This window comes from Pseudomonas sp. AM8, assembly GCF_036346475.1.
Classification (GTDB): domain Bacteria; phylum Pseudomonadota; class Gammaproteobacteria; order Pseudomonadales; family Pseudomonadaceae; genus Aquipseudomonas; species Aquipseudomonas marginalis.
In genome coordinates, this window is the sequence record NZ_JAOTNX010000002.1 from 768,090 (window position 1) to 792,870 (window position 24,781).

The window sequence follows — 24,781 nt, forward strand, 5'->3', positions numbered from 1 at the left end:
TTGTTTTTATTTTTAGAGCAAATGTTATCGTTAACATTTTGCGAGAAACTAGCAAGGAAACCAGGCCGGTGCAAGAGGCCGTTGGTCAGTCCCGAACAAATGTGGGATCGCCGGTGGCGAGCCTGTCGCCGAAACGAGCGTTGGCGAAACGAAAAAAAGGAGCAGCCGGTTCCGGCTGCCCCTTTCATTTATCGCGATGTATCAGTGTGTGATGTTCTGGGTGCAGATGTGCCCCAGGCTCACGTAAGGGACGTTATCGCCGCCCACTCCCACACCTTGGAACTCATCCAGCTCGATGCGCCAGCCACCGAAGTTGAAGGTGGTGTCCCAGTTGTACGCCACGCCGGTGCTGCTGTCCGGGATTACCACACGGTAGTCGCCGAAGCACTCACCCAGGGAGGCGCTGGCCAGGGTCGCGCCGGCACTGTTGGTGGTGGCCTTGAAGTCGGTCCAATGGAACTCGGCACCGTCAAAGCGTTTGTCGACGCGCAGGATCGGCGTTACCCCCAGCAGCGGCACGCCCGTGGAGTCGGCCCATTGGGTCGACCAGTTCAACGTGCGCGCGGTCTGCGTTGCCAGAGGGAACACCGACACCGGTACCCGCACAATGTTGTCGCCCTTCACGTCGAAGCTCTTCAACTGAGGCGCCGAACCCAAGGTCAGGTTGTATTGGACACTCGGATCCTGGGTGACGCCAGGGTTGGCACGAACCCGCACTTGCGCCACATAGCCAGGTGCCAGACCGGAGGCAACCAGGTCATCGCCGACCGGTACCTGGACCCAGTTGTTACCTTCCAGACGCTCGAAGATCCACTGGTCACTCACCTCTTTTTTGTCATCGCTCAGGGACATCGCCACGTTCTGGCCACGGGTGGCCTGGAACGCGAAGTAGTCGACATCATCCGGGTTGTCGAGATTGCCCGTCACCTTGTTCAGGGCGTCGGGCAGCACGAACGAGGCTTGCGGGGTGTCGTTGGGTTCATAGGTATCGATGTTGGTGTCCACCGCCACGCCAAAACTGAACTGCGCGTCGGTGGCCTCATTGGCCACCATGTACCAGTAATAATCCCCCGCCGGCAGCACGCCATCCAGGAACTCATCGGCATTGCCCGCGTTGTCGGAGGTACCGATCAGTTGCGGATTGCCCTGGCCGTCATCCCGGAACAGGCTCAGCGACATATTGGCACCGGCACTTTGGTCAATCAGTTGCACCAGCACGCGAGCACTTTGCGGCAGGTTGAAGTGGTAGGGAAACTCCTGGCCTGTCTGCACATCGGTGATGGTGTAGAGGGTATTGACGTCCAGTGTCGGAAACAGCGGCACGAATTCGGCAACCGCCGTTTTCAACTGGTCCTGGGCGGGTTTCTTCAGTTCGCTGTCAGCGGTGGCAACCGTGGTGGTTTTTGCCGGTTGACTGGCCACGGCCTTGGATTTTGCGGCCGCCTTGACCGTCATCGCCGCCTTGAGTTTTTGCTGCAACTGCGCGGAGATGGGTTTGGCTTCGAGCGTACCGCCCGACTTGAGGGCTTTTTCCGCGGCCTGCTTGACCGCCTGTGCACTCAGTTTGGGGGTGGGCTGCGAAGGGTATTGCTCGGCCAGGGCGAAGGCCGAAACGAAGCAGGAGGCCGCCATGGCCGCGCCCAGCATAAAGGCTTTTTTCGATTTCATTTTTTATCCATCCATAGTTAAAAACTGAAGGTCAGGTGACATCCGGTCACCTGGGATGGAATGTAGGATATTACTGGATGCATGTACAGTATTTTTTCAGGGGAATGTGGCTTTAAGGAAAAATACGTTTAGGAAAAAGCTGGCTTTCTTTAGAGCCAAGTACCCCAAAAGCCCCAACTGACAGCCCAAAACATCACAAGCCGATAAGGCCATACGGCCCAACGCTTGAGGGCAAGGGGGATGGCGGCTAGCTCTACCTCGGTCACAAGACCGTCTTTCACGGAGCGTTTTGGTGTGCGAAGGATGTCAATCAACAGCGCCATGCGATTACCCCGATTGAGCTGCTGGTTTCGTTCCCAGCGTTGCCAATATTTACGAACCTCCGCGTTTTCACTGAAATAACTTTCCAGCTCGTCGAGCTTTGTATGCCCGGCATATAGCATCAGGCCCAAAACAACGAACGTTCCAATGATCATCACAAGGGTGTAGACGAAAAAACAATCCATCGTTAAGTCCACTCTGGCCACCAATTGAACCAGACGTACCAAACGCAGGAGGCGACAAACCAAATGGAAGCAACACGATAAGGCCACAATGCCCATCGCTTAAGCGCTAAAGGAACAGATGCCAGTTCGGCCTTAGTTACGAGACCTGCTTTCAGGAAGGCCTTGGGCATTGACAGGATGTCGATCATCAACCCCATGCGATGAAACCGGTCGAGTCGCTGATTTTTTTTCCAAAAACGCTTATGCCTACAGACCTTTTCATTTTCACTGAAGTAACTTTCCAGCTCGTCGAGTTTCGTATATTCGGCAAAAAGCATCAGTCCCACGAGAACCAACATCCCAACAAACCACACAATGGTGTAAGCCAGAAAAAAACTCATGGCTAAGCCCCCTCTGGCTGGAATATCAAATCACCATTGACCTCTAGGATCTGCCCACCCAGAAACGCGCCGCCATCGCCGAACAAATTGCCCCCTGCATCCCCTCCCGCAGCACCTCCGATAACGCTACAGATCAGCTCACCACGCCCTTTAGCCGCAATGCCTAATAAGATATTGCATGCCCGTCGACTTAGTTTAGCGCCGAAATTCGCACCTCCGGCCGCCCCAGCCACTCCCCCCACCAACCTCCCCGTCTCCACATACTTCACCCTCCTGCACTGCGCCTCCCGTCCCGTCACACACGCCTCCTTGATCTCCAGCCCCGTCACGCCCACGTCCAGCGCGATCCCAATGAGAGTCCCGTTACCCAGCCACTTGGACATCTGCGCAATCTCGCGCATGCGCCGTGCATACCCCGCAATCTCGCCTTTATGCAGATAGCTTTTGGTCGAAATCCCCAGCACCTTCTTCAACGACTCATTGCCCTGCAACCCCGTGCCGAACCGTGCCGCGCCTTGCAGTTGCAGATCCAAGCGCCGGAACAAAGCCTGGCGCTGTTTGATAAAGCCATCCCGGTCCAACGCACCGTCCTTCAAGCGCTGATGCAACCCCTCGATGTCCTCCAGGGTCTGCGCCACCTCATTCAGATGCCGCGACCAGGCCGATGTCGCACTGCCGATACCAATCGATCCGTAGGCCATGAAGCTCTGCAGCAAGTCATAGTTGCCGATCAACTCCCTGCCCGCCGAGGTATCCATTTCCAGATTGCGCCGAACTGTTTCGGCATGGCGCATCAACCAGGCTTCCTCGCTCGAACAGCTCACGCTGTACGGATCGGGAATAATCACCAATTGACCCGGCGCGACCAGACCGGGGCGCAGGTGCCGGTTGAGCACATCAAAATGATCGGAGCGCTGCTGGCTCGGGGCGCCGCCCATGAGGCGGGATTTCAAATGGATGTAGTCCGTTGTGCGGTCGTTGATATAGCTCTGCGCCATGCCTTACATCCGGGATGCAAAGAATATGGCGTCGAAATATAAGCAAGCACCTACACCCCGAACACAAGCGCAGGTGGGCTGAATTGCATTTGGGAAGTTGCCTACTTCACGAAGAAACAGCGCCTACAGAAACAACCCTAATACCCGGTCATCTCCAGGTACCCCACCCCACCCTCAAACCGCACCGGCCCTTCCCAGTACGGAATACTCAGGTTCATCCAGGCCTTGGGGTTGACGGCCTGGGTGGTGATATCCAGCTGCTTGCCGGGAATTTTCAGCGACCAGCGTGTGGGAATCTGGCGGCCGTCAATCGCCGTGGTGTCCAGCGGTGCCAGTTGGATGTCGGCGTTGTGCAGGGTCTGGGTGTGGCCTTCGCGGTCGATCCAGGTGCCGGTCAGGTAGGACGCGCCGTCGGTTTGCCGCACCCGAAACAGCATCAGTTGCTCGCCTCGGTCCAGGTGCAGGGAGAACCAGTCCCAGCCGGTCTGGCTGGCGGTCAGCGGTTGGCTGCTCCATTCGCGGTCGAGCCACGCGGGGCCGCTGACCTGATACGTCTTGCCGTCGATGCTGACACTGCCCTCGGCGGTAAAAAAAGGTTGGCTGTAGTAGTACGACGCCTGGCCCTGATCGGATTTGCGGCTGTAGCCATGGTCGCCTTGCAGCACCAATGGCCGGCTGGAGGTGAGGCGCAGGTCGTAGGCAAATTGCGCCCCGCTGGCCTTGAGTTGCATGTCCGCCAAGGCGCTCGCGGCGCCGGGCTGGCTGGCAAAATTCCAGTCGTCGATCCAGGCGTTGAACGGCGCGGCCTGCGCCCCGGCCTGGCCGACGCCACCGCGGGCGAAGCGTTCGGCGGCATAGTGGCGGGTGGCAGAGGTGACGGCGGCGTGGCCGAGCCATACGGTCGAGTCGTGCCAGCCCGCCTGCGTCGCCCCGGCCTTGAGGGCGTTGCGAAACAACGTCCATTGCACGCCGAATACATTGCCTTGGGCGTCCTTGAGGTTGGCGGTGACGTACCACCACTCGATCCGAAAGCCGTCGTGGGGGCCGTGGTCCTCGGGAAAGCTGAAGACCTTGCCGGGCAGCACCTGGGCAAAGTCGGCCGCGTCACTGCCCAGGCCGGCGAAGCTTTCCGGCGGCGCAGGTTGTTGGTCGCACGCGCCTAACAGCAACAGAAGAAGCCCTGTAGGAGCGAGCTTGCTCGCGAAAAACGTCAACGATAACGCGGGCATTCCGGCTGCACGCGGCGCTCTCGGGTTTTTCGCGAGCAAGCTCGCTCCTACAGAGAGGACAGCCAGGAACAGGGGCTTAATCTTCATGGGCAAACGTCCTCAACAAATCCGCCGGACGGCTGCGGTACAGCTGCCACAGCGGCCAAGCCGACGCCAACAACGTGGCCAGCAGCGCCAGCCCCAGCAATTGTGCGAGCTGCCACGGGAACACTTGCAACGGCAGGCGCCAGCCAAAGGCCTGCACGTTGATCACCGCGTCCAGGCACCACGCCAGCAACAGGCCCAGCGGCAACGCCAGCAGCAACGTGAGCACCGCCAGCAGCCAGGTTTGCCCCAGGTTCAGCAGCATCAATTGCCTGCGCGTCACCCCCAATGCCCACAGCGGGGCGAGTTGGCCGAGGCGGCTCTGGCTCTGGGTCAGCAGGCTGATGAACAGTGCCACGCCGGCCACGCCCAGGGTCAGGCTGTTGAGCGCGGCGGTGGCGGCGAAGGTGCGCTCGAACACTTGGCTCGACCAGCCCTTGAGTTGCTGTTGATCGACGATACGGCTGTCTTCCAGGGCAAAGGCGCGCTGCACTTCAGCCACCAGCGGCGCCACGTCCTGCGGCAACAGCCGCAGGTTGAAACGCGCCGGTGCCAGTGTCGGCCAGCGGGCCAGCAGGTGCCGGGAATTGACCAGCACGTGGCCCTTGGGGTTGCCGTAATCGGCGTACACCCCCACCACGGTCGGCGACCACACACCCTGGGGCGTGGGAATGCTCACCGTATCACCCAGCGTCACCCCGAGCCGCCGCGCCAGCTGTTCGCTGAGCATCAGGGTCTCGCCTTGCTGCAACTGGTCCCACGGCGCGCTCGCCGCTTCCAACAACGGCCAGTGCTGGCGATAGGTCGGGTCGTCGACCACGCCAAACAGATCCGCCGGCCAGCCCTGCAATTGCACCGCGATCTGCCAGGTGGGCAACACGGTATGCACCAACGGTTGCTGCGCCAGCCAGGCGCTGAGTTGCTCTGCCTGGGCCGGGGTTTGCGGGTTGAGGTACAGCTCGGCGGTGAGGCGTTGCTCCAGCCAGTTGTTGAACGTGTGGCGAAAGCCTGAGGTCATGGAGCCCGCGCCGATATTCGCGGCCAGGGCCAACAGCAGCGCCATCAACGCCAGGCTCAGGGCCGGCAGTTGTTGACGGCAGTCAGCCAGGAACCACTGGCCGAGTACCGAACGGCTGCGCCCCAGCAGCGCCTCCAACAGGCCATTGAGCAGCACCGGCAAGCCCAGGGCGGCGCCGAGCAGCAAGGCCGCCATCAACACAAAGCCCGCCGCCAGGCTGTCGCCCAGCCATAACGCCAACAACGCGATCAGCAAGGCCGTAGCCGCGACCCAGCCCTGGCGCCGCAACCAGCGCCCATGGGCCTCGTGCCAGGCCTGGGCGTTGGCCAGCGCCAGCAACGGCAAACGCGCCGCGCGCCATAGGCTGCTGGCGCCGGCAAGCAAGGCGCCGAGCAGGCTCAAGCCCAACCCTGCCGCCCACCACCAGGGACTCAAGCTCAATTGGCCCGGCACCTCGGCGCCATACAAGCCACGCAGGCTGGCGGCCACATCCGGCAGCAACAGGCTGGCCAGCAGGTAACCACTGGCGACGCCGAGCACGCCCCCCAACAGCGACAACGCCCCCAGCTCCACCCCCAGGCCGAGGATCAACATCCGCGCACTCACCCCGCAGGCGCGCAAGGTGCGCAACAACCCGCGCCGCTGCTCCAGGGCCAGGCCGATGGCCGCGTGCACGATAAACAGCCCCACCACAAACGACAGGAAACCCAGCGCATCAAGGTTCAGGTGAAAGCTCTCGGTCAGCCGCGCGAGGTTATTCTCCTCGCCCTGCTTGAGCTGCAGCCCGGAGGGCGGTGTGGGATGGCGAGCGGCGAAGGCCTTGTCCACCAGCAGGCGCGATAGCTGGCCGGGCATCTCCAGCAGCGGCTGGGCAAAACCGATATCGGTGAGCAACAGGCCGGGCGCCATATCCGCCTGGACCTGCAACGGCGGCAGGCGCTGCCCATTCAGCGTGAGCGGTTGCTGGCCCTCACGCAGTCCCAGGGCCTGCAAGGTGTGCGGCGCAATCCAGGTAAGACCCGGCGGTTCAAAGAAGGCCAGCATCTGCGCCTGGCTCAGGCGCTGCCCCGCCACCGCGCCGCTGCCGGGCAACGACAATGGTTCGATGCCCATCAACTGCAGGCGTACGTCCTCATGCCCCTTGAGTTGCAGCCGCCCCTGCACCACCGGCGACACCGGCCACCCGGCACGACGCAGTTGGGCAAACAGCGTTTGCGCGAAACTGGCGGCGTCCGGCGCACTCAGGCTGGCCTGGGGTTCGCCGCCGATCAATTGGCTGGCGCGCGCGTAACTGTCGCGGGCCTGGCTGTTGAGGGCCTGCACCCCGGTCAGCAGCGCGGTGGCCAGCCACAGGCCGGTAAGTACGCTGAAAAACTGCACCGGATGCCGTCGCCAATGGCTGAGCAAGGCACGCAAGGTCCAGTAAAACACCCTCACGTCGGCATGACCTGTCCATGATGCAGCACCACTTGCCGGTCCAGTCGGGCGGCGATGCGTGGGCTGTGGGTGACCATCAACAGGCTGGTGGGACTGTCGCGCAGCAGGTCCAGCAGCAGTTGCAGGACCTCGTCGCTGGTGGCTTCGTCGAGGTTGCCGGTGGGCTCGTCGGCCAACAGCAAACCTGGGCGCGAGGCCAACGCCCGCCCGACCGCCACCCGTTGCTGCTGGCCGCCCGAGAGTTGTTCCGGATAGCGCTTGAGCAAGTCCCCCAGGCCCAGGCGTTCGACCAATTGCGCCTGCCACTGCGGATCAAAACGCCCCGCCAGGCGGGCCTGGAACGCCAGGTTGTCGTCGACGCGCAAGCTGCCGATCAGGTTGAACTGCTGGAACACCAGGCCAATCTCGGTACGCCGCCAGTGGGCCAGTTGCGCCTCGCTCATCCGGTCGAGGCGCTGCTCACCCACCTCGATGCTGCCGCCGTCCACCCGATCAAGCCCGGCAACCAGATGCAGCAGGGTGCTCTTGCCGCTGCCGGACTCACCCATCAACGCCAGGCTGCTGCGCGCGCCCAGGTGCAGGTCGACCCCCGCCAACACCGCCAACGGGCCTTGGGGGGTGGCGTAGCTTTTGAAGACACCTTGCACCTGCAACATGGGAACACTCATCTGATGGCTGGCAATCGAGAATAACGGCTGAGGATCAAGGCCACGCAAATTTTTCACATGGTTTTCACCGGCCGCCCACCCACCGCACTTTAAATTGCCGGCCAAGCGTCACTCGTCGACAACTTATTAGTTGCCACGCCTGGCAACTTTTAACCGCAGCATGTTCAGCGAAAAGACAGCCACCCTGTGACAGCCTCGCGCTTCACTTCGGGCACTTGCCGACAAGTTGCGCCTAATTAATACAACACAGCCGATAGTGACCATGGTGAATGTAGTGGTTGACCTTACCCTGATTAAACCACGCTCGCGCCGAGCCTTTTTCAAGCGCCTCAAACCGCTTTGGCTCGGGCTTACGGTGGTCGCCGTGCTGCTCACTTGCGCGCTGTTCTGGCCGACCTCCCCACGGGACCTCGGCGTGGGCAACCGCCTGCTGACGTCCCAGGTGCTGCCGCTGTGGCGCGACGGCGACCTGATCGTACTGGTGCGGCATGAAGAGCGCTGCGACCGTTCGAGCAACCCCTGCCTGGGCCCGGTGGAAGGCGTGACGATCAATGGCAGCCAACACGCCGAAAACCTGGGCAAAGCCTTTAAATCACTGGGCATGGACGGCACTGACGTACTCTCAAGCCCCGCCATTCGCACGGCTCAGACCTCGCGCTTCATGTTCGGCAAAACCGACATGACCTCCAGCGAACAAGCCGTCTGCGGCAAGGCCATGGGCGAAGAACTGCTCAGCCACAAACAGGCTGGACGCAACCTCGTATTCGTCACCCACAGCGGTTGCATCGCCGACTTTGAAACCGCCCTGGGCTTCCCCCACGCCAAGTTTTCCGAGTACGGCAGCGCGCTGTTCGTGCAGGTGCTGGCCAACGGCAAGTTCAAGGCCCTGGGCATCATGAAAAACCAGGACTGGCCTGCCGCGCTTAAACAAATCTAAGTCATTCCCTTCCCACCGCCAGGCTTATGTTCAGCAAAAAGACAGCCCTGTTCTGGCATGTTTAGTTGCGTCCTTAATTAAGGTCGTTATGACTATTTCCTGTTATTTAGTGAACGCCGTGACGACTTTCGCCATTACTTCATTAGTTGAAAAAAACACCATCGGACGTCAAGGAGCGACGTTTTCATGACTCGCCTGAAACCCCTGCCGGTACTCTTGCTGGCCTTCGTCGCGTTTTATCTGTTGCCACTGGGCCTGCACGGTTTGTGGATACCGGATGAAACCCGCTACGCCCAGATCAGCCAGGAGATGCTCCTGAGCGGCAACTGGGTGGCACCGCACTTCATGGGCATCCGCTATTTCGAAAAACCGGCCGCCGGTTACTGGCTGATCGCCCTGGGCCAGGCCGTGTTTGGCCAGAACCTGTTCGGCGTGCGCATCGCCTCGGCCCTGACCACCGGCTTGAGTGTGCTGCTCGCTTACCTGATCGCCCGTCGCCTGTGGAACGACCCGCGCAAAAGCTTCGCCTGTGCCCTGCTCTACCTGAGCTTTGGCCTGGTGGCCGGGCAAGCGGGGTATTCCAACCTCGATCCGCCATTCACCTTGTGGGTCAACCTGAGCCTGGTGGCGCTGTGGTTTGCCCTCGACAGCAGCAGCCTGCGCAGCCGCCTGGGCGCCTGGGCCGTGTTGGGATTTGCCTGTGCCATGGGGTTCATGACCAAGGGTTTCCTGGCGTGGGCGCTGCCGGTGCTGATCGCCGTGCCCTATATGCTCTGGCAGCGGCGCCTGGGCGAGTTGCTGCGGTATGGCCCGCTGGCCATCGGCGTGGCCGTGCTGGTGTGTTTGCCCTGGGTGCTGGCGATCCACACTCAGGAACCGGATTTCTGGCGCTTCTTTTTCTGGAATGAACACATCCGCCGCTTCAGCGCCGACAACGCGCAACACGTGCGACCCTGGTGGTTCTTCCTGCCGATCATGGCGGTGGCTTGCCTGCCGTGGGCCGGGCTGCTGCCCAACACCCTGCACCAGGCCTGGAAAGAAAAGCGCCACCCGGCAATCGCCTTCCTGGCCCTGTGGTTGCTGCTGCCCCTGGGCTTGTTCAGCCTGAGCAACGGCAAGCTGCCGACCTACATCATGCCGTGCCTGCTGCCCCTGGCGTTGCTGATGGGGCATACCTTGAGCGAGCTGGTCAGCCAAGGCAGAACCCGAACCCTGCGCCTCAATGGCCTGTTCAACTTCGTGATCGGCATGGCCGCCATGGTCGGGCTGATCTACCTGCAAATCGCGAGGCCGCTCTACGGCAACAGCCATGCCGAGATGTTCAGCCTGTCGCTGGCCTTTATCGTGCTGCTGGGCTGGATCCTCACCAACCTGCTGCAAAGCTTTAGGCCGCTGACGTTGTGGGCAATGCCAGCCCTGGGCATCGGCCTGCTGGTGGTGCTGCTGCCGTCGAGCATGCCGGCCTACATCGCCGATAACGAAATGCCCGACCAATTTGTGCTGGAGCATGTGGATGAGTTGCAGCACACCCACGCGCTGCTGAGCAATGAACTGGAGAGCGCCAGCGCCTTGGCCTGGCGCCTGCAACGACCCGACGTGACGCTGTATGACACCGAAGGCGAGCTGCGCTACGGCTTGCAATATGCCGATTCGGCTCCGCGCAAAGTCGATCTGGAGCAGGTGCAAGCCTGGCTCAAGGACGCCCGCCAACACGGCTCGGTCGGCGTGCTGCTGCGGGTCAACAGCACCAGTGAAATGCGCGAGGCCGGGCAATTGCCGCCCGGAGGCAAACGCTATTACAAGGGCTACCTGGAACTTATCCTCTACCCGCAGGCGCCATGATGCCGGGTTATCTCAAGACCGAACGCGGTGCCCTGCTGCTGTTGCTGGGCGTCTCGGCCCTGCTGCTGCTCACCGGCCTGGGTGCGCGTGACCTGTGGGGCCCGGAAACCCGCTGGGCGAATATCGCCTTGCAGATGCTGCAGAGCGGTGACTATTTCGACCCGTACCTCAAGGGCGTGCCCTATTACGACAAACCTCTGCCCTCCTACTGGCTGATCACCGGCGCGGCGCACCTGATGGGAGGCCTCGGGCCCTGGTCATTGCGCCTGCCGTCGGTGATCGGCGCGTGGCTGAGTGTGTGGCTGGTGTACCTGATTGGCGAACGCCTGTTCCGCAAGGGCACGGGGCTGATCGCCGGCTGGATGCTCGCCACCACCTTCTACTTCCTGTTCTGGGCCCGCGTGGCTACGGCGGATGTGCTCACCGTGTGCGGCGTGCTGGCGGCAGTCGCGTGGTATTGGCGCGGCCCAGACGACGCGCGGCTGTGGCGCTATACGGTGTTTTTCCTGTTGCTGGCCCTGACGTCGTTGCTCAAGGGCCTGCTCGGCTTCGTGCTGCCCGGCCTGGTGCTGCTGCCGCACCTGCTCGGCGAACAGCGCTACAAGCGCCACCTCAATCTGCGCCTGCTGCTGGCCGTGCTGATCGCGGCCGCCGTGTATGCCGTGCCGTTCGTGCTATCGCACTTGTACGGCGCACCGACCTATGGCGAGAGCGGCCTGGCGTTGGTGTTCCGGGAAAACGTGGTGCGCTTCTTCGACCCGTTCGACCATATGGGACCGATCTACACCTACCTGATCTACCTGCCCGCCTACACGTTGCCCTGGACCCCGTGCTGGCTGCTCGGCCTGTGGCTGGCCGTGCGGCACTGGCGCCACACCCCGCCCAACGTGCGCTGGCTGGTGTGGGGCCTGGGCCTGCTGTTTGTGTTCTTTACCGCCAGCGGCAGCCGGCGCAGCTACTACGTGCTGCCGCTGGTGCCGTTTGCCCAGTTGCTGGCGGCGTGGTGGGTGAGTGAGCGCGTGTTGAAAAAGCCCGCCAGTTGGCCGCGCTGGCAGAAGGGCTTTGGGGTCGCTGCCGCACTCATGCTGTTGATACTTGGCGTGGCCTATCCCTGGTCCAACGGCAACGGCGGCGTGACCCGCTTCGCCGAGGATGTGCAAGCCGAGGCCGTGAAAAGCACGCCCTGGAACCAATGGCAGATGGTGCTGGTGGAAGTCGACAACAAGGTACCGATGTACCTGCAAAATGGCGGCAAGCCGTTCTACTACGTCGCCGAGACCCAGGACTTTCCCCGCCAGGGTGACACTGCCGCGCTGATGGCCTGGCTGGAAAAAACCAGTGGCCAAGGCTTTGACCCGCAACATACGATCATCGTCGCGCAGTTTTCCAAGGACGATCCGACGCCGCTGGCGTATTTGGGTGTGGATCATCAGGCGATCACGACCCAGCCGGACAATGGCGAGCGGCTGTTTCACAAGCGTGACGAGGGCAGTGTGGCGTTTATCCCTGCGTCACGCTGATGGCTGCGTATCAGGTGCGCGTGTACCGCACCGGCCGGGGCGGGGGACAGTGAGCCGCGGGATCATGGCAAACAGGTTTTGGCGTGAACATGCTTGTTGTGGCCTTATTTCGGTGAAATCACCGCCTCCGCCTCGATTTCGATCAACCACTCCGGCAACGAAAGCCCACTGACAATAATCCAGGACGACGGCGGCGGGTTATGGGGGAAGCGCTCACGCAGCGCCTGGGCGATGAGCTCCTGCTGATCACGTGCGGACTCGACGATATACAGCCGCAGCATTACCACATGGGACAAGTCACCCTCGACCTCGGCCAGGACTTTTTCGATATTGTCCAACGCCGTATCGGTTTGCTCGGCAATGCCTGGACCGACCGTAAGCTCCTGGGCATCCACACCTACCTGGCCGGAAAGCAGAATACGCCGGCCATCAGGCACTTCGATAGCTTGGCTGAAGCCGTATTGCAGGGAGTTGAATACGCTCTTGGGATTGATGACCTTGGGTTGCATGACGAGTCCTTGTTGTCGGTAGGAGTGCAAGGCTAACGTTAAAATTCTTACGTCTCCAGGAGAGGGCTTTGGGTGATGAAGATGAGCAGGTCCATCGGACCGCTCTTACGCAACTTTCGGGTTGTATCTGATCAACCTCGCCGCCCCCCCTTCGCGGGTCGCTGCACATTCAGAGAACGGGTGTGGAAGCCCGAACTCCCATCATGTGGAAGTGATTAGGGCCGCTGCGCAGCCCAACGCGGGACAAGCCCGCTCACCACAGAGGGAGTTCCCCTGTTTGATCTTCAACAGGTCTTGATAAATACGCTGACGCTACCAACCGCCCATCGCCAGGCTGAACGGCGAAAACTCCGCGAACTGCCAGCGCAACGCCAACGCCGCGGGGCGGCGGACCAGGTGTTCCACGGTCACCGTCCATAAGCGCTGCGCGCCTTCGAAGCGGGCGACTTCAGGCCCGTCGAGGATCAGCGAGGTACGCCCCGCGATCTGCAGCACATCCCCCGTTTCAAAGTCGATAAACAACAACCCCGCCACCGGATTGGCCGCCAGGTTGCCCAGGGTGTTGAAGAACAGGTTGCCGGCAAAATCCGGGATGGTCAGCACGTCGCCCTCCACGCGCACGAAGCCGGTGTGGCCGCCGCGATGGGAAACGTCCACCGAGCGTTCACCGTCGACATCCACGTAGCTGGCGACGAAGAATGTGTCGGCGTTGCGGATCATGGTTTCGGCTGCAGCGTCGAGGCCGCCCATGCGCTCGACCTGGCTGCCAGGTTTGCGTGCAACCCCATCGACCGGCCGCAGTTGGATGTATTTGGGGCAGTTCCCGAAGGTCTGCACGACGTCGATTGACAAGCCGTACTGATCAAGTCCGCCGACACGGCCGTTCATGCGGTTGCGGCGCCGGGTGTTTAGGTCGATGCCGAGCAGGCCCACTGCGGCACCCTCGTGCAAAGCGGCCCGAGCCGGGTCGCTGGCAGAGGGCAGGCTGTCAATCTGCAAAGTATAAGGATCGGGAGAATGGGCAAACCCCGGCGCGCCTTCGACCATCGTCGCCCAGGGAATCCCCTGTTCATCCACCACGCCAAGCATCAGGTAGGGCAACAGCGGATAGAAATCCCGATGCTGCTCCGGCAGGTGATCGCGTATCACCTTGGGCCCGACCACCGCCATGCGCTCGGCCACGCCGACCGCTGCTTGTAACTGCCGTTCGCCGGCATGCCAGGGGGACTGTTCGATAGGGTTCATGGCGATCACCTCAAGTTGGTTGCCCCCATGCTGCGCCCTACCAGCCAAATGCAGAATGCCCACCCAAGGCAATCCACTATTACGCCAACTGAAATGCCGAGTGCTCACGCAGCGCCGCCACGCAGTGGTCGACGAAGCTGCGCACGCGCATCGGCGCATGCCGGCCCCCGCGGTACACCACGTGCACCGGCAAGGGCGCTGGCTCGTAGCTCGGCAGGAGGCGGCATAACTGGCCGCCGAGCAGATGCTCATGCACCGGGTAGCTCAAGCAACGAACCAGCCCCGTGCCGTGCAGCGCCGCATTGATCGCGCCTTGCACCGTGGCGCAACTCAGCCGCGCGCGGGCCTTGAGCTGGCAACCCTGGAATTCCCAATGCACCGGGTTGGCATTCGCGATCAGGCGATGCTGCTTGAGGTCGTCCGGGTGTCGGGGTTCGCCGTGCGTCGCCAGGTAATCGGGACTGGCGCAGAGGATCTGCCGCACGTGCCCGACCGGGCGCGCGATCAGCGATGAGCTGGGCAACTCGCCGACCAGGATCGCCACGTCCAGCCCCTCTTCGTGCAGGTTGGGGTAATAGTCGTGGTAGTGGGCGGTGAGCTGCACCGCAGGGTAACGATCCATGTAGCTGGCCAACAGCGGCGCCATCACATAGCGGCTGAACAGCAACGGCATGAACACCCGCAGATTGCCCTGGGCCTGCACATGCAAGCCCTTGGCCGAGGCTTCGGCGGCGTCCACGGCGGCCAGCAGGTGCACGCAGTCGGCCAGGTACGCGTGCCCGGCGTCGGTCAGGTTGACGCCGCGCGTACTGCGCGCCAGCAATGCCACGCGCAGGCGCGCTTCCAGGCGGGCCACGGCGCGCACCAAGGTCGGGCCGGATACCTGGGCACTGCGCGCCGCCGACGCCAGGCTCGTTTGCCCGGCCAGCGCGGCGAACAGTTGCATGTCGCGATAACGTTCCATCAGCCGCGCCGCTGCATCGCCGGGTTCAAAGCTGCGTCCTGGCCGAGGCGATGGCTGAGGAAATCGACAAAGGTGAGGATCTTGGCCGGCACCCGTGGGCTTTTCTGGAACACCACCTGGATCGGCAGCGCTGCCGGTTCAAAGTCCTCCAGGACAATCTCCAGCTCACCCGCCGCCACCGCCGCCGCGACCTGATAGGACAGCACCCGCGTGATGCCCCAACCCACTCTCGCCAGATTGATCGCCGCGTTGTTCGCCGTGACCACCAGGCGCGGCTCCACCGGCACCGCCAATGGCTGGCCGCCCTCGACAAATGTCCACTCGCTCAGCAATTGGCTGGAAGACGAGGCAGCAAGCTTCGCCTCGCGTAACTGCGACGGGTGCCGAGGCCGGCCCTGCTGCGCCAGGTAAGCCGGCGCCGCACACACCACCCGGCGCACCTCACCGACCTTGATCGCCTGCTGCCCCGGCTCATGCAGATGACCGATACGCACCGCCACATCCACCCCTTCGTCGACCATGTTGACCACCCGATCCACCAGCAAGGCATTGATATTCACCAGCGGAAAACGGTCAAGGTACTCGCCCAGCACCGGCGCCACATACAACTCGCCAAACAGTACCGGTGCGGTCACCGTGAGGTGGCCGCAGGGGATCGAATAACTGCCCGCCGCCGCTTCTTCGGCTTCGTCCAGCTCGGCGAGGATGCGCCGGCAATCTTCGAGGTAACGCTGGCCGGCCTCGGTCAGGTGCAGGCTGCGGGTGGTGCGCGCCAGCAGCTGGGTGCCGATGCGCGCTTCCATGGCGGCGATGGCCCGGGTCACGCTGGGGGGCGAGGTGTTCAGGCGGCGCGCCGCGGCGGCAAACCCCTCCTCCTCGGCCACTGCCAGGAACACCTGCATTTCGTGAAATCGGTCCATCGATGCGCCTCAGCAACGTTAATGTGATTGCAACCCTACCGCCGTACGCGGCATGCCCACAAATCCCGGCAAGGCCTCGATACTGGCAAGCCAGGCGCGCACCTTAGGGTAGTCGGCCAGCGACACATTGCCTTCCGGCGCATGGGCCACGTAGGTGTAGAACGCAATATCGGCGATGCTCGCTTGCTCCCCCGCCAGGAAGCGGGTTTCGCTCAGTTGCTGCTCCACCAGTGCCAACAAGGCATGGGCACGGCTGATCGCCGCCGCCGCATCCACATCGGCACCGAACACCACGGCCAGCCGTGCGGTGGCCGGCCCGGCGTGCAACTGGCCGGCGGCGGCCGACAGCCAGCGCTGTACGCGCGCCTGCCCCACCGGGTCGCTTGGCAACCATTGGCCCTTGCCGTATTTCGTGGCGAGGTAGACCAGGATCGCGTTGGAGTCCGCCAGTACGGTGCCGTTGTCGTCAATCGCCGGGACCTGGCCGAAAGGGTTGATGGTCGCAGTGAAGTCAGCGCTTTTATGCGCGCCTTGCTTGAGGTCCACCAGGATGAACTCGCTGGGCAATCCCAGCAGGGACAGCATCAGCTCGGCCCGATGGGAATGGCCGGACAAGGGGAAACCATAGAGTTTGATCGCAGGCTGGGACATGTAAGGCTCCAAGGGTGGGGTTTTGACACCGGCATGTTCCACCGCTGCGCCGACCACTGGAATCACCAGCTTTTACAATCCAGCATTTCAGCCGGTGAAACAATCACTCGCCAAACAATTCGACGATCAACGCAAACAGCGTGGTCTTCACCGCACTGTCCAACGTGGTCCAGGCCAACCCCGTACGCGCCTGAAACGCCCCCAACGCCAGTGGCCGCGACACACAATTGGCCGGCAACGCCCGCGCGGCCTGCTGCGGCAGTACGCCGACGCCCAACCCGGCGCAGACCAGCGCGAGCATGGTGGTGAACTCGCCCAGTTCGGACGCGATCTGCAAAGGGATGCCCACGGCCTGGATAAATTCGTCGTAGAACCCCGGCGCATAGCGCCGCGCAAGGATGTACACCGGCACGTCGAGCAGGTCGCCGGGCTGGATCGAAGCCTGCGCGGCCAGCGGATGATCCATCGGCAGGGCCACGCAGAACGGCTCGCGCAGCACCACGCGGGTCTGCACCCCAGGGTAGGCGGCAGGCAGGCGCATCAGGCCGAAATCCAGGCGATCGTTCTTCAGCGCGGCGGCTTGATCGGGGCCGGGCATGTCCTTGAGTTCCAGCTCGATACGCGGGTAGCGCTGATGCACCGTGCGGATCAACTCGGGTAACAGGTGCGGCAATACCGACGACACAAAGCCCAGGCGCACCCGGCCGATTTCCCCCCGGTTGGACGCCCGCGCCGCCTCCGCCGCCCGCGCGGCCTGGTGCAGGGTCGCCTGAGCTTCGGGCAGGAATACCCGACCGGCATCGGTCAAGGTCACCGAGTGGCGATTGCGGTCCAGCAGGCGTACGCCCAGGCCAGTTTCGAGCAGCTTGATCTGCATGCTCAGGGCCGGTTGCACAATCGACAACTGCGCCGCCGCCCGGCCGAAATGCAGCTCCTGGGCCAGTACCACAAAGGCGCGCAAGTGCTTGAGCTCCATCGATCCTCCCCGGTTATCACGGATATTGATCAGCCGATCATAAATGAACATTGGACCTGCGCCCTACACCGGAGTGAAGTTAAGCCAATCAGCCGTTGTTTTGATTATCACAAGCGCGCCCGGAGAAACATGCCCATGCAAAGCGTTCTAGACACCTTTCGCCTCGATGGCCGGCTGGCGCTGGTCACCGGCTCCAGTGCCGGTATCGGCCTGGCCATCGCCCGAGGCCTGGCCCAGGCCGGTGCGCGGGTGGTGCTCAACGGGCGTAACCGCAGCACCTTGCGCGACGCGGCCGCGCTGCTGACCCTTGACGGCCTGGAGGTGCACACCCAAGCGTTCGATGTGACCGACAGCGCGGCGATCCAGGCCGGCGTGGCCGCTATCGAGGAACGCCTCGGGCCCTTGGACATCCTGGTCAACAACGCCGGCATGCAGCGCCGTGGGCCGCTGGAAGACTACAGCGAGCAGCATTGGCGCGAACTGATCAGCACCAACCTCGACAGCGCCTTTCTGGTGGGCCAGGCCGTGGCGCGAGCGATGATCCCGCGCAAGCGTGGGCGCATCATCAATATCTGTTCGGTGCAAAGTGAATTGGGCCGCCCGGGCATCGCGCCGTATGCAGCGAGCAAAGGCGCGTTGAAGATGCTCACCAAGGGCATGGCCATCGACTGGGGCCCCCACGGGCTGACGGTCAACGGTATCGGCCCCGGCTACTTCAAGACCGAGTTGAACGCCAACCTGGTGACCAACCCCGAGTTCAGCGACTGGCTGGTGCAACGTACGCCAAGCCGACGCTGGGGCGACGTCGCTGAGTTGGCCGGTGCGGCGGTGTTCCTGGCCAGCGATGCCGCGAGTTTCGTCAACGGTCATATCCTCTATGTCGACGGTGGCATCACCGCGTCGCTGTAACCCTGGAGAACCTTATGCACGCCATTGTCTGCCACGCCTCAAAAGACCTGCGGCTCAGCCCCCAGGACGAACCTCACAGCCTGGGCCCCGAGCAACTGCGCGTGCGCATTGCCCGCGGCGGCATCTGCGGCTCGGACTTGCACTATTACCAGCACGGCGGCTTCGGCACCGTGCGCCTGCGCGAGCCGATGGTGCTCGGCCATGAAGTGTCGGCAGTGATCGATGCCGTGGGCTCCGACGCCGGCCGGTTCAAGGTCGGCCAGCGCATTGCCGTATCGCCCTCGCGCCCTTGCGGTGCTTGCCGTTATTGCCATCAAGGCCTGCCCAACCACTGCCTGGACATGCGCTTCTACGGCAGCGCGATGCCCTTCCCGCATATCCAGGGCGCGTTCCGCCAGAGCCTGGTGATCGAGACGCATCAGGCACATCTTTTGGCCGATCATGTCAGTCTCGCCGAAGGTGCACTGGCCGAACCGCTGTCGGTGGGGTTGCATGCGATCCAACGGGCCGGCGCAGTATTCGGCAAGCGCGTGCTGGTGACCGGTTGCGGCCCCATCGGCAACCTGCTGATCGCCGGCCTGCGCGCCGCCGGTGCGGCTGAAATCGTCGCGGTGGACCTGTCCGCCAGCGCCCTGGCCTGCGCGAAAAAAATGGGCGCCACGCGCACCCACAACATCGCCGACGGCATCGACGCGCTCAAGCGCTACACCGCCGAGAAGGGTTACTTCGAGGTGATGTTCGAAGTCTCCGGCAGTGCCCAGGCCCTGCGTAACGGCCTGGACTGCATCGCCCCACGCGGCGTGCTGGTCACGGTCGGCTTGGGCGGTGAGGTGTCGCTGCCGCTGAACCTGCTGGTCAGCCGCGAGATCGACCTGCGCGGCACCTTCCGCTTCCACAGTGAGTTTGCCCAGGCGGTGGACTTGCTCAATCGCCAGGTTATCGACGTGTGCCCGGTGATCTCCCACACGGTGCCGTTCGAGCAGGCGGTGCAGGCGTTTGAACTGGCGGCGGACAAGACCCAGGCGATGAAGGTGGTGCTGGATTTTGGCGTGGTGGATCAGCCTTGAACCTGTGATGAGCCCTTCGGGGTCAGCCATACTTTTGTGGCGAGCGGGCTTGCCCTAGGCTTTTTGTAGGAGCGAGCTTGCTCGCGAAAAACGCCCAGACAACGCGCTCATTCTCGATAAGCGCGGTGGCCCTGAGTTCTTCGCGAGCAAGCTCGCTCCTACAGTGAATCACTTTCGCTTAACTGAACGCTTAGCGCTCTTGCAAGCGCTCACGCAAAAACCGGTGGCTCCTGGAAAACAACCGCCGATAGGTCAACAACACCGCCCCCACCGTGCCCAACGCCGACGACGCGGCAATCAGGAACATGATCACGATCTGATACCGCACCGCGTCCACCGGGCTTTCCCCCGCCAGCACCTGGCCGGTCATCATGCCGGGCAGGCTGACAATGCCGACCACGGTCATTTGGTTCAGCGTCGGGATCATCCCCGCGCGTACCGCCTGGCGGATCGCTTCCTGCGCCGCCTCCCAGCGTGAGCCGCCGAGGGCCAGGATCATCTCGATGGTGTTGCGCCCCGAGGTCAGTTCCTGGGTCATGCGTTCGATCCCCAGGGACACACCGGTCAGGGTGTTGCCGAGGATCATGCCGAGGATCGGGATCGCGTACTGCGGCTCGTACCACGGGTGGATGCGGATCACCGCAAACAAGCCCACTGCCGTCACCAGCCACGAACTGCCCCACACCGACAGGATGCTGTCGCCCCTTTGCCCCCGGTACGTGCGACGCCCACGCCCCGCCGCCGACAGCCCGGCGATCAGGGTCATTGCGCCCATCAACGGCAGTACCACATACCAGTAGGCGAACGCGAACACCCAGCCCAGCAGGTAACCGATGGCCGACAGTTGCACCACGGTACGCACCGCCGCCCACAGCAACTGGCGGCCCAGGCCCAGGCGCAGCAGCAGGGAGAGCGCACCGTTGACCAGGATCAGCGAAGCGGCGATGACCATGTCCAGGGCGGTGAGGTTTTGATAGTTCATGGCTGGACCGCCTCGCTCAACACCCCGGCACTCATCTGCCAGTGGATGTCGCTCATGCGCCGGGCCTGGTCGAGGTCGTGGGACACCCAGACATAGGCGCGGGCATTGTCGCCGGCAAACCAGGCGCTGATCAACGCTTCCACATCGCGGGATGAGGTGGGGTCGAGGGCGGCGGTGGGTTCGTCCAGCAGCAGCACCTCGGGATTGAGTTGCAGGGTGCGGATCAGCGAGACCACCTGGGCCTCGCCACCCGACAGGTCCAACGCGTTCTTGGTCAAAAAATCCGCCGCCTTACCGGCATGCCCCAGCAAAGTGGTCACCGCTTCCGGGTCGAAGCGACGCTGGCGCAGGGTCTTGAGGCTGAAGGGAAAACGCAGGTTGTCCTCCACCGTGCCTTCGAGCAGCGCCGGGCGTTGGGACAGGTAGCTGATATGGCTGCGGTAGTGCGGAATCTGCGCATCGACAATCGGCTGGCTATTCCACAGCACCTGCCCGCTGGTGGGGGCGTCCAGCAACGCCAATGCGCGCAGCAACACACTTTTGCCAGAGCCGGAGGAACCGGTGATCGACACCCGGTCGGCGCGGTTCAAGGTGAAACTCGTGGGTTGGAGCAACAGCACCTGGCGGCGCTCGTCCATGCGCGTGAGGGCGCGGGTTTCGATCAGTGCACTCATGGACGCGGTGTTCCTCTTAAACCTGTTGGGCGCAATGGTGCGGCAGGCGCGGGAAGTTTTCATGAAAAATTTCAAACTATCGCCACCACTACGGCGAAGGCCTTTTGCTTACTTTTGGGCCTTTCCAAAAGTGAGCCGCCGTAAGGGCGGAACCCATAGCGGCCGTTACCGCAGCAACGGATATGTACCCGGCCCAATCCAAAAAAAAGGTCGGCCCAGAGGCCGCCATCGGGGCATAGGTATCTACACAACTTTGGCTCAACGCTGAACGCCCCGCAGATTGGGCTGTTGTGGCGAGCGGGCTTGTCCCGCGCTGGGCTGCGTAGCAGCCCCAGTAAAGAAGAACGCGGTGTATCAGACACTCTGTAGAGGCTGGTTTTGGGGCTGCTTCGCAGCCCAGCGCGGGACAAGCCCGCTCGCCACAGGGAGATTTGTCAGGATCTGAAAAGTTGTGTAGATACCCATCGCCATCGGGAGCAAGCCCCCTCCCACACTTGACCCCGTGCAACCCAAAAAAGAGTACGGGTTTGATCCCAAGCCCGAGTTGCAATCAAACGCCGCAGTGCCTATATTTCCCGCCTGGCGCTCTCTACGCCACCTTCCGCGGAAAGGGCTGCGCCCAGGACAATGAAGCTCTACCTCATTTCTACGACTCCCAACCTTAAAGCGGAAAAGGTTTGTGCAAGGAGATCGTATGTCGCAACGCCCTGTATCCTCCAACACCGATGGCCGTCTCAACCTTGAGCAACAGCGCAAGCGCGCCAAGGAACTGTTGCGCCAGCTGAAAGCCCAGGACCCCGGCGCCACCCTGTCTCAGGCCCAATGGCAGATCGCCAGGCAACTGGGTTTCAGCAGTTGGCCCAAGCTCAAGGCCCATGTCGACGCCATTGATTTCGCCGCCCGCCATCCCGACTTTGCCGCCAGCGACGAAGCGCGCACCACCCACTGGCGCTGCGGCAATGACATTGCCCATAGCCTTCAGATTGCCGGGTTCAAGGGCCACTTCCACATGCTGAGCGACCCGCTGTGCATGGGGCCGGTTCGCGACATACCCACCGCAGAATTCCGCGCCCTGCGCAGCGCGTTCATCAGCCAGGCCTTTGCCCTGCCCTTAGCGGACGTCACGCGCCGCGTCGACGATGAATACGATCAGCTCCACACCTTGGCCAGTGCCGAGCACAGCGTGCTGTGGTGCGAGGCGGACGCCTATGACCAGTTGTTCCTGATCCGTGCCCTGGCCGGCCTGGAGCAGGCACCGCCCAAGCTGGAGCTGATCGAGGTGGATCGTATTCCCGGTGTCGAGCGCTTTATCGGTATCGGCCAGTTGGCGCCGGATGTATTGGCGTGGCTATGGCTACAGCGGCGCCTCATCGGTGACGATGCGGTGCAACTGGCCAAACAGGCCTGGTCGGCCTATTGCGACAGCTCACCGACCCCGTTGGCCGAGCTTGCCCATGGCAAACACCCGGCCCTGCCCTTGCTGGCGCCGGCGCTGTTGCGTCAATTACAGGAGTTGCCGGGAACAAGCGATGGCCTGTCGCTGACCGAGCGCCTGGCCCTGACCTACCTCGCCGAAGCCGGGCCGCTGCCGTTTGGCCGTGTGTTCGCCGAACTGGCGGCCAGGCGCGACCCGCTGCCGTTCCTGGGGGACATGATGTTTCATGCGCTGTTGCGGCCGTTGATCGATGGCGAGCAGCCGTTGCTGACGGAAACCGAGGCGCATCTGGACTGGCCCCGCCGCCCGCTGTCGCTGACCCCCTTGGGCCATAGCGTGCTCAACGGACAGGCGTACTGGCTCGACCATGCCAGCCACGAACGCTGGGTGGGCGGAACGTGCATCAGGCCCGGCCAACCGCACTGGATGATTGATGAGGCCCTGCGCCCCCAGTACAGAACACCGTAAAAAAACAGCCCGCCGTGCATCACCCACGGCGGGCTTTTTTACAACCGCCAGCGCTTACGGCAACGGCTCGAACTTCAAGGCGCTCAAGCTCTGCACCTTGTCCTCGCGGACCATCTTGTATTCGGTGTTCGGGCCGATCCAGCGGTCCCAGATCGCATCGATCTCCCCTGCCTTCTCCATCGCCATCAACGACTCATTGACCTTGGCCAGAAACGCCGGCTCATCGCGGCGCATGCCGGCGCCGATCGGTTCGAGGGCCATCGGCTCCTTGGCCAAGGCCAGTTCGACACCACCGGCCTTGGCCTGGTTGACCAGTTTCAGCGCGGTCATGGTGTTGGTCACCAGGCCCACCACCTTGTTCTGTTGCAACGCCATATAGGCCGAGCCGGTGTCCTGGAAGGTCACCGGGGTGGCCCCGGCAAGGCGGATCGACTGCTCGGAGGTGGAGCCCTTGGTGGAGCTGATGCGCTTGTCCTTGAAGAAGCTTTTCGGCTGGTCGGCATTCGCCGCGCGCACCACCAGGGTTTCCTTGGCGATGTAGTACGGGTCGCTGAACTGGATCTGTTCGGCGCGGGTCTTGGTGTAGGCCAGGTTGGCGAAGATCACGTCGACGCGGCCCATTTTCACTTCGGGAATCCGCGCTTCAACCGACAGCGGCTTGAGTTCCAGGGCTACGCCCATGGTCTTGGCCAGGGCTTTGCACAGGTCCACGTCCATGCCCACCAGCTCGCGGGTTTTCGGGTCCGGCGCGGAGAATGGCGGCACATCGGCGTAGACGCCGCAGCTCAGGGACTGCTTGGCCAGGATGTCGCTCAACTGGTCGGCCTGTGCGACGGAAATCGCCAGTGGCCCCAATGCCAGTGCGGTAAACAGATGCTTCATACCCATGGGAAATCTCCGGAAAGTTGGACCAGCAAAAATGGCAGAGGGAGCAAAGCCGCCGCAGCTCAATGGGCCCGCAGGTCGGCGATAAAACGTTGCGCTCGCGGGTGCGAAGGCTGGGTGAAGAACGCATCGGGGCTGCTCTTTTCCAGAATCTGCCCCGCGTCCATAAACCAGATGGTGTCGGCCACTTCACGGGCGAAGTTCATCTCGTGGGTCACGCACATCATGGTCATGCCGTCCTTGGCCAGGCCCTTCATCACGCTCAGCACTTCACCGACCATTTCCGGGTCGAGGGCACTGGTCGGCTCGTCGAACAGCATCACCGGCGGTTCCATCGCCAATGCCCGGGCAATCGCCACGCGCTGCTGTTGGCCGCCGGACAACTGCGCCGGGTAGGCACCGGCCTTATGGGCCAGGCCGACGCGGTCGAGCAATTCCATGGCCTTCTGTTTGGCAGCGGCGCCCTTGAGGTTGCGCAGCTTGTTCGGCGCCAGGGTGATGTTTTCCAGCACCGACAGGTGCGGGAACAGGTTGAAGCTCTGGAACACAAACCCCACGCGGCTGCGCAGGCGGTTGATCTGCGCGTCGGTGCCGTGCACGTCCTGCCCGTCGAACAGGATCTGGCCGGCCTGGATGTCTTCCAGGCGGTTGACCGTGCGGATCAGCGTCGACTTGCCAGAACCCGAGGGGCCGCACAGCACCACCACTTCACCGGGTTGCACCTCGGCGGTGATGTCGGTGAGCGCCTGGTACTCGCCGTACCATTTATTGATTTTCGAAAACATGATCATTGGATGCATGAGCGCAGC

At 62.7% G+C, this 24,781-nt stretch carries 23 protein-coding genes; 6 read left to right on the top strand and 17 right to left on the bottom strand.

Going from position 1 to position 24,781, the window contains the following annotated elements:
• Positions 1-201 precede the first annotated feature (201 nt).
• From V3W40_RS08595 to V3W40_RS08630, 7 genes are all read right to left on the bottom strand, one after another.
• Positions 202-1,668 (bottom strand): hypothetical protein, encoded by a 1,467-nt coding sequence (locus V3W40_RS08595; RefSeq protein WP_330214840.1) that lies wholly within the window; start codon positions 1,666-1,668, stop codon positions 202-204.
• A gap of 149 nt (positions 1,669-1,817) precedes the next feature.
• Complete coding sequence (locus V3W40_RS08600) at positions 1,818-2,174, bottom strand: hypothetical protein (protein WP_330214841.1); 357 nt, start codon at positions 2,172-2,174, stop codon at positions 1,818-1,820.
• 2 nt (positions 2,175-2,176) lie between these two features.
• Positions 2,177-2,554 carry a hypothetical protein gene (locus V3W40_RS08605; protein WP_330214842.1) on the bottom strand — a complete coding sequence of 126 codons (378 nt, stop codon included), beginning with the start codon at positions 2,552-2,554 and terminating at the stop codon, positions 2,177-2,179.
• Between the two features lie 2 nt (positions 2,555-2,556).
• Complete coding sequence (locus V3W40_RS08610; protein ID WP_330214843.1) at positions 2,557-3,552, bottom strand: hypothetical protein; 996 nt, start codon at positions 3,550-3,552, stop codon at positions 2,557-2,559.
• A gap of 137 nt (positions 3,553-3,689) precedes the next feature.
• Positions 3,690-4,781, bottom strand: coding sequence for a lipocalin-like domain-containing protein (locus V3W40_RS08615; RefSeq protein ID WP_330214933.1), 1,092 nt, complete (start codon positions 4,779-4,781; stop codon positions 3,690-3,692).
• A 76-nt stretch (positions 4,782-4,857) separates the two neighbouring features.
• Positions 4,858-7,320 carry an ABC transporter permease gene (locus V3W40_RS08625; protein WP_330214844.1) on the bottom strand — a complete coding sequence of 821 codons (2,463 nt, stop codon included), beginning with the start codon at positions 7,318-7,320 and terminating at the stop codon, positions 4,858-4,860.
• A complete protein-coding gene (locus V3W40_RS08630) occupies positions 7,317-7,976 on the bottom strand; it encodes an ABC transporter ATP-binding protein (RefSeq protein WP_065923765.1) in 660 nt (219 codons plus the stop codon). Before V3W40_RS08630 ends, V3W40_RS08625 begins: the two co-directional genes overlap by 4 nt.
• 274 nt (positions 7,977-8,250) lie before the next feature.
• Here V3W40_RS08630 and V3W40_RS08635 point away from each other — a divergent pair, with 274 nt between their 5' ends.
• The 3 genes from V3W40_RS08635 to V3W40_RS08645 all read left to right on the top strand — a co-directional run bounded on the left by V3W40_RS08635 (position 8,251) and on the right by V3W40_RS08645 (position 12,287).
• Positions 8,251-8,925 carry a histidine phosphatase family protein gene (locus V3W40_RS08635; RefSeq protein WP_137212464.1) on the top strand — a complete coding sequence of 225 codons (675 nt, stop codon included), beginning with the start codon at positions 8,251-8,253 and terminating at the stop codon, positions 8,923-8,925.
• A gap of 186 nt (positions 8,926-9,111) precedes the next feature.
• Positions 9,112-10,767 (top strand): lipid IV(A) 4-amino-4-deoxy-L-arabinosyltransferase, encoded by a 1,656-nt coding sequence (arnT, locus tag V3W40_RS08640; protein ID WP_330214845.1) that lies wholly within the window; start codon positions 9,112-9,114, stop codon positions 10,765-10,767.
• Positions 10,767-12,287, top strand: coding sequence for an ArnT family glycosyltransferase (locus V3W40_RS08645; RefSeq protein ID WP_330214846.1), 1,521 nt, complete (start codon positions 10,767-10,769; stop codon positions 12,285-12,287). The genes arnT and V3W40_RS08645 overlap by 1 nt, the downstream gene beginning before the upstream one ends.
• A 104-nt stretch (positions 12,288-12,391) precedes the next feature.
• Here V3W40_RS08645 and V3W40_RS08650 read toward each other — a convergent pair whose 3' ends face one another.
• From V3W40_RS08650 to V3W40_RS08675, 6 genes are all read right to left on the bottom strand, one after another.
• Positions 12,392-12,796, bottom strand: a complete 405-nt coding sequence (locus V3W40_RS08650; protein WP_065946430.1) for a RidA family protein — start codon at positions 12,794-12,796, stop codon at positions 12,392-12,394.
• Positions 12,797-13,108: 312 nt separating this feature from the next.
• On the bottom strand, positions 13,109-14,041 hold the full coding sequence (locus tag V3W40_RS08655; protein WP_330214847.1) for a pyridoxamine 5'-phosphate oxidase family protein: 933 nt from the start codon (positions 14,039-14,041) through the stop codon (positions 13,109-13,111).
• Between the two features lie 79 nt (positions 14,042-14,120).
• Positions 14,121-15,005: a LysR family transcriptional regulator gene (locus tag V3W40_RS08660; RefSeq protein WP_330214848.1), complete on the bottom strand. Its 885-nt coding sequence runs from the start codon at positions 15,003-15,005 to the stop codon at positions 14,121-14,123.
• Complete coding sequence (locus V3W40_RS08665; RefSeq protein WP_065926979.1) at positions 15,005-15,925, bottom strand: LysR family transcriptional regulator; 921 nt, start codon at positions 15,923-15,925, stop codon at positions 15,005-15,007. Before V3W40_RS08665 ends, V3W40_RS08660 begins: the two co-directional genes overlap by 1 nt.
• Positions 15,926-15,943: 18 nt before the next feature.
• On the bottom strand, positions 15,944-16,576 hold the full coding sequence (locus V3W40_RS08670; RefSeq protein WP_141606807.1) for a glutathione S-transferase family protein: 633 nt from the start codon (positions 16,574-16,576) through the stop codon (positions 15,944-15,946).
• Between the two features lie 103 nt (positions 16,577-16,679).
• Complete coding sequence (locus V3W40_RS08675) at positions 16,680-17,552, bottom strand: LysR family transcriptional regulator (protein ID WP_065926977.1); 873 nt, start codon at positions 17,550-17,552, stop codon at positions 16,680-16,682.
• A 135-nt stretch (positions 17,553-17,687) separates the two neighbouring features.
• Here V3W40_RS08675 and V3W40_RS08680 point away from each other — a divergent pair, with 135 nt between their 5' ends.
• Together V3W40_RS08680 and V3W40_RS08685 are read left to right on the top strand one after the other, a co-directional pair.
• On the top strand, positions 17,688-18,461 hold the full coding sequence (locus V3W40_RS08680; protein ID WP_065926976.1) for a glucose 1-dehydrogenase: 774 nt from the start codon (positions 17,688-17,690) through the stop codon (positions 18,459-18,461).
• A gap of 14 nt (positions 18,462-18,475) precedes the next feature.
• A complete protein-coding gene (locus tag V3W40_RS08685; protein ID WP_330214849.1) occupies positions 18,476-19,528 on the top strand; it encodes an L-idonate 5-dehydrogenase in 1,053 nt (350 codons plus the stop codon).
• Positions 19,529-19,718: 190 nt separating this feature from the next.
• On the opposite strand, the gene V3W40_RS08690 is transcribed toward V3W40_RS08685, so the two are convergent.
• Positions 19,719-20,510 (bottom strand): ABC transporter permease, encoded by a 792-nt coding sequence (locus V3W40_RS08690; protein WP_330214850.1) that lies wholly within the window; start codon positions 20,508-20,510, stop codon positions 19,719-19,721.
• Positions 20,507-21,184 carry an ABC transporter ATP-binding protein gene (locus V3W40_RS08695; protein ID WP_074847263.1) on the bottom strand — a complete coding sequence of 226 codons (678 nt, stop codon included), beginning with the start codon at positions 21,182-21,184 and terminating at the stop codon, positions 20,507-20,509. Before V3W40_RS08695 ends, V3W40_RS08690 begins: the two co-directional genes overlap by 4 nt.
• A 694-nt stretch (positions 21,185-21,878) precedes the next feature.
• Here V3W40_RS08695 and V3W40_RS08700 point away from each other — a divergent pair.
• Positions 21,879-23,087 carry a DUF1835 domain-containing protein gene (locus V3W40_RS08700; RefSeq protein ID WP_330214851.1) on the top strand — a complete coding sequence of 403 codons (1,209 nt, stop codon included), beginning with the start codon at positions 21,879-21,881 and terminating at the stop codon, positions 23,085-23,087.
• A gap of 54 nt (positions 23,088-23,141) precedes the next feature.
• Here the strand turns inward: V3W40_RS08700 and V3W40_RS08705 are convergent, their stop codons facing one another.
• Together V3W40_RS08705 and V3W40_RS08710 are read right to left on the bottom strand one after the other, a co-directional pair.
• Positions 23,142-23,975, bottom strand: a complete 834-nt coding sequence (locus V3W40_RS08705; RefSeq protein WP_315872202.1) for an ABC transporter substrate-binding protein — start codon at positions 23,973-23,975, stop codon at positions 23,142-23,144.
• A 59-nt stretch (positions 23,976-24,034) separates the two neighbouring features.
• Positions 24,035-24,763 (bottom strand): amino acid ABC transporter ATP-binding protein, encoded by a 729-nt coding sequence (locus V3W40_RS08710; RefSeq protein WP_169899070.1) that lies wholly within the window; start codon positions 24,761-24,763, stop codon positions 24,035-24,037.
• Positions 24,764-24,781 lie beyond the last annotated feature (18 nt).

Excerpts from the sequence above, each read along its gene's own strand:
- V3W40_RS08595 (WP_330214840.1), bottom strand. The coding sequence starts at position 1,668 with ATGAAATCGAAAAAAGCCTTTATGCTGGGCGCGGCCATGGCGGCCTCC.
- V3W40_RS08600 (WP_330214841.1), bottom strand. The coding sequence starts at position 2,174 with ATGGATTGTTTTTTCGTCTACACCCTTGTGATGATCATTGGAACGTTC.
- V3W40_RS08605 (WP_330214842.1), bottom strand. The coding sequence starts at position 2,554 with ATGAGTTTTTTTCTGGCTTACACCATTGTGTGGTTTGTTGGGATGTTG.
- V3W40_RS08610 (WP_330214843.1), bottom strand. The coding sequence starts at position 3,552 with ATGGCGCAGAGCTATATCAACGACCGCACAACGGACTACATCCATTTG.
- V3W40_RS08615 (WP_330214933.1), bottom strand. The coding sequence starts at position 4,781 with ATGCCCGCGTTATCGTTGACGTTTTTCGCGAGCAAGCTCGCTCCTACA.
- V3W40_RS08630 (WP_065923765.1), bottom strand. The coding sequence starts at position 7,976 with ATGTTGCAGGTGCAAGGTGTCTTCAAAAGCTACGCCACCCCCCAAGGC.
- V3W40_RS08635 (WP_137212464.1), top strand. The coding sequence starts at position 8,251 with ATGGTGAATGTAGTGGTTGACCTTACCCTGATTAAACCACGCTCGCGC.
- arnT (WP_330214845.1), top strand. The coding sequence starts at position 9,112 with ATGACTCGCCTGAAACCCCTGCCGGTACTCTTGCTGGCCTTCGTCGCG.
- V3W40_RS08645 (WP_330214846.1), top strand. The coding sequence starts at position 10,767 with ATGCCGGGTTATCTCAAGACCGAACGCGGTGCCCTGCTGCTGTTGCTG.
- V3W40_RS08650 (WP_065946430.1), bottom strand. The coding sequence starts at position 12,796 with ATGCAACCCAAGGTCATCAATCCCAAGAGCGTATTCAACTCCCTGCAA.
- V3W40_RS08655 (WP_330214847.1), bottom strand. The coding sequence starts at position 14,041 with ATGAACCCTATCGAACAGTCCCCCTGGCATGCCGGCGAACGGCAGTTA.
- V3W40_RS08660 (WP_330214848.1), bottom strand. The coding sequence starts at position 15,005 with ATGGAACGTTATCGCGACATGCAACTGTTCGCCGCGCTGGCCGGGCAA.
- V3W40_RS08665 (WP_065926979.1), bottom strand. The coding sequence starts at position 15,925 with ATGGACCGATTTCACGAAATGCAGGTGTTCCTGGCAGTGGCCGAGGAG.
- V3W40_RS08670 (WP_141606807.1), bottom strand. The coding sequence starts at position 16,576 with ATGTCCCAGCCTGCGATCAAACTCTATGGTTTCCCCTTGTCCGGCCAT.
- V3W40_RS08675 (WP_065926977.1), bottom strand. The coding sequence starts at position 17,552 with ATGGAGCTCAAGCACTTGCGCGCCTTTGTGGTACTGGCCCAGGAGCTG.
- V3W40_RS08680 (WP_065926976.1), top strand. The coding sequence starts at position 17,688 with ATGCAAAGCGTTCTAGACACCTTTCGCCTCGATGGCCGGCTGGCGCTG.
- V3W40_RS08685 (WP_330214849.1), top strand. The coding sequence starts at position 18,476 with ATGCACGCCATTGTCTGCCACGCCTCAAAAGACCTGCGGCTCAGCCCC.
- V3W40_RS08690 (WP_330214850.1), bottom strand. The coding sequence starts at position 20,510 with ATGAACTATCAAAACCTCACCGCCCTGGACATGGTCATCGCCGCTTCG.
- V3W40_RS08695 (WP_074847263.1), bottom strand. The coding sequence starts at position 21,184 with ATGAGTGCACTGATCGAAACCCGCGCCCTCACGCGCATGGACGAGCGC.
- V3W40_RS08700 (WP_330214851.1), top strand. The coding sequence starts at position 21,879 with ATGTCGCAACGCCCTGTATCCTCCAACACCGATGGCCGTCTCAACCTT.
- V3W40_RS08705 (WP_315872202.1), bottom strand. The coding sequence starts at position 23,975 with ATGGGTATGAAGCATCTGTTTACCGCACTGGCATTGGGGCCACTGGCG.
- V3W40_RS08710 (WP_169899070.1), bottom strand. The coding sequence starts at position 24,763 with ATGATCATGTTTTCGAAAATCAATAAATGGTACGGCGAGTACCAGGCG.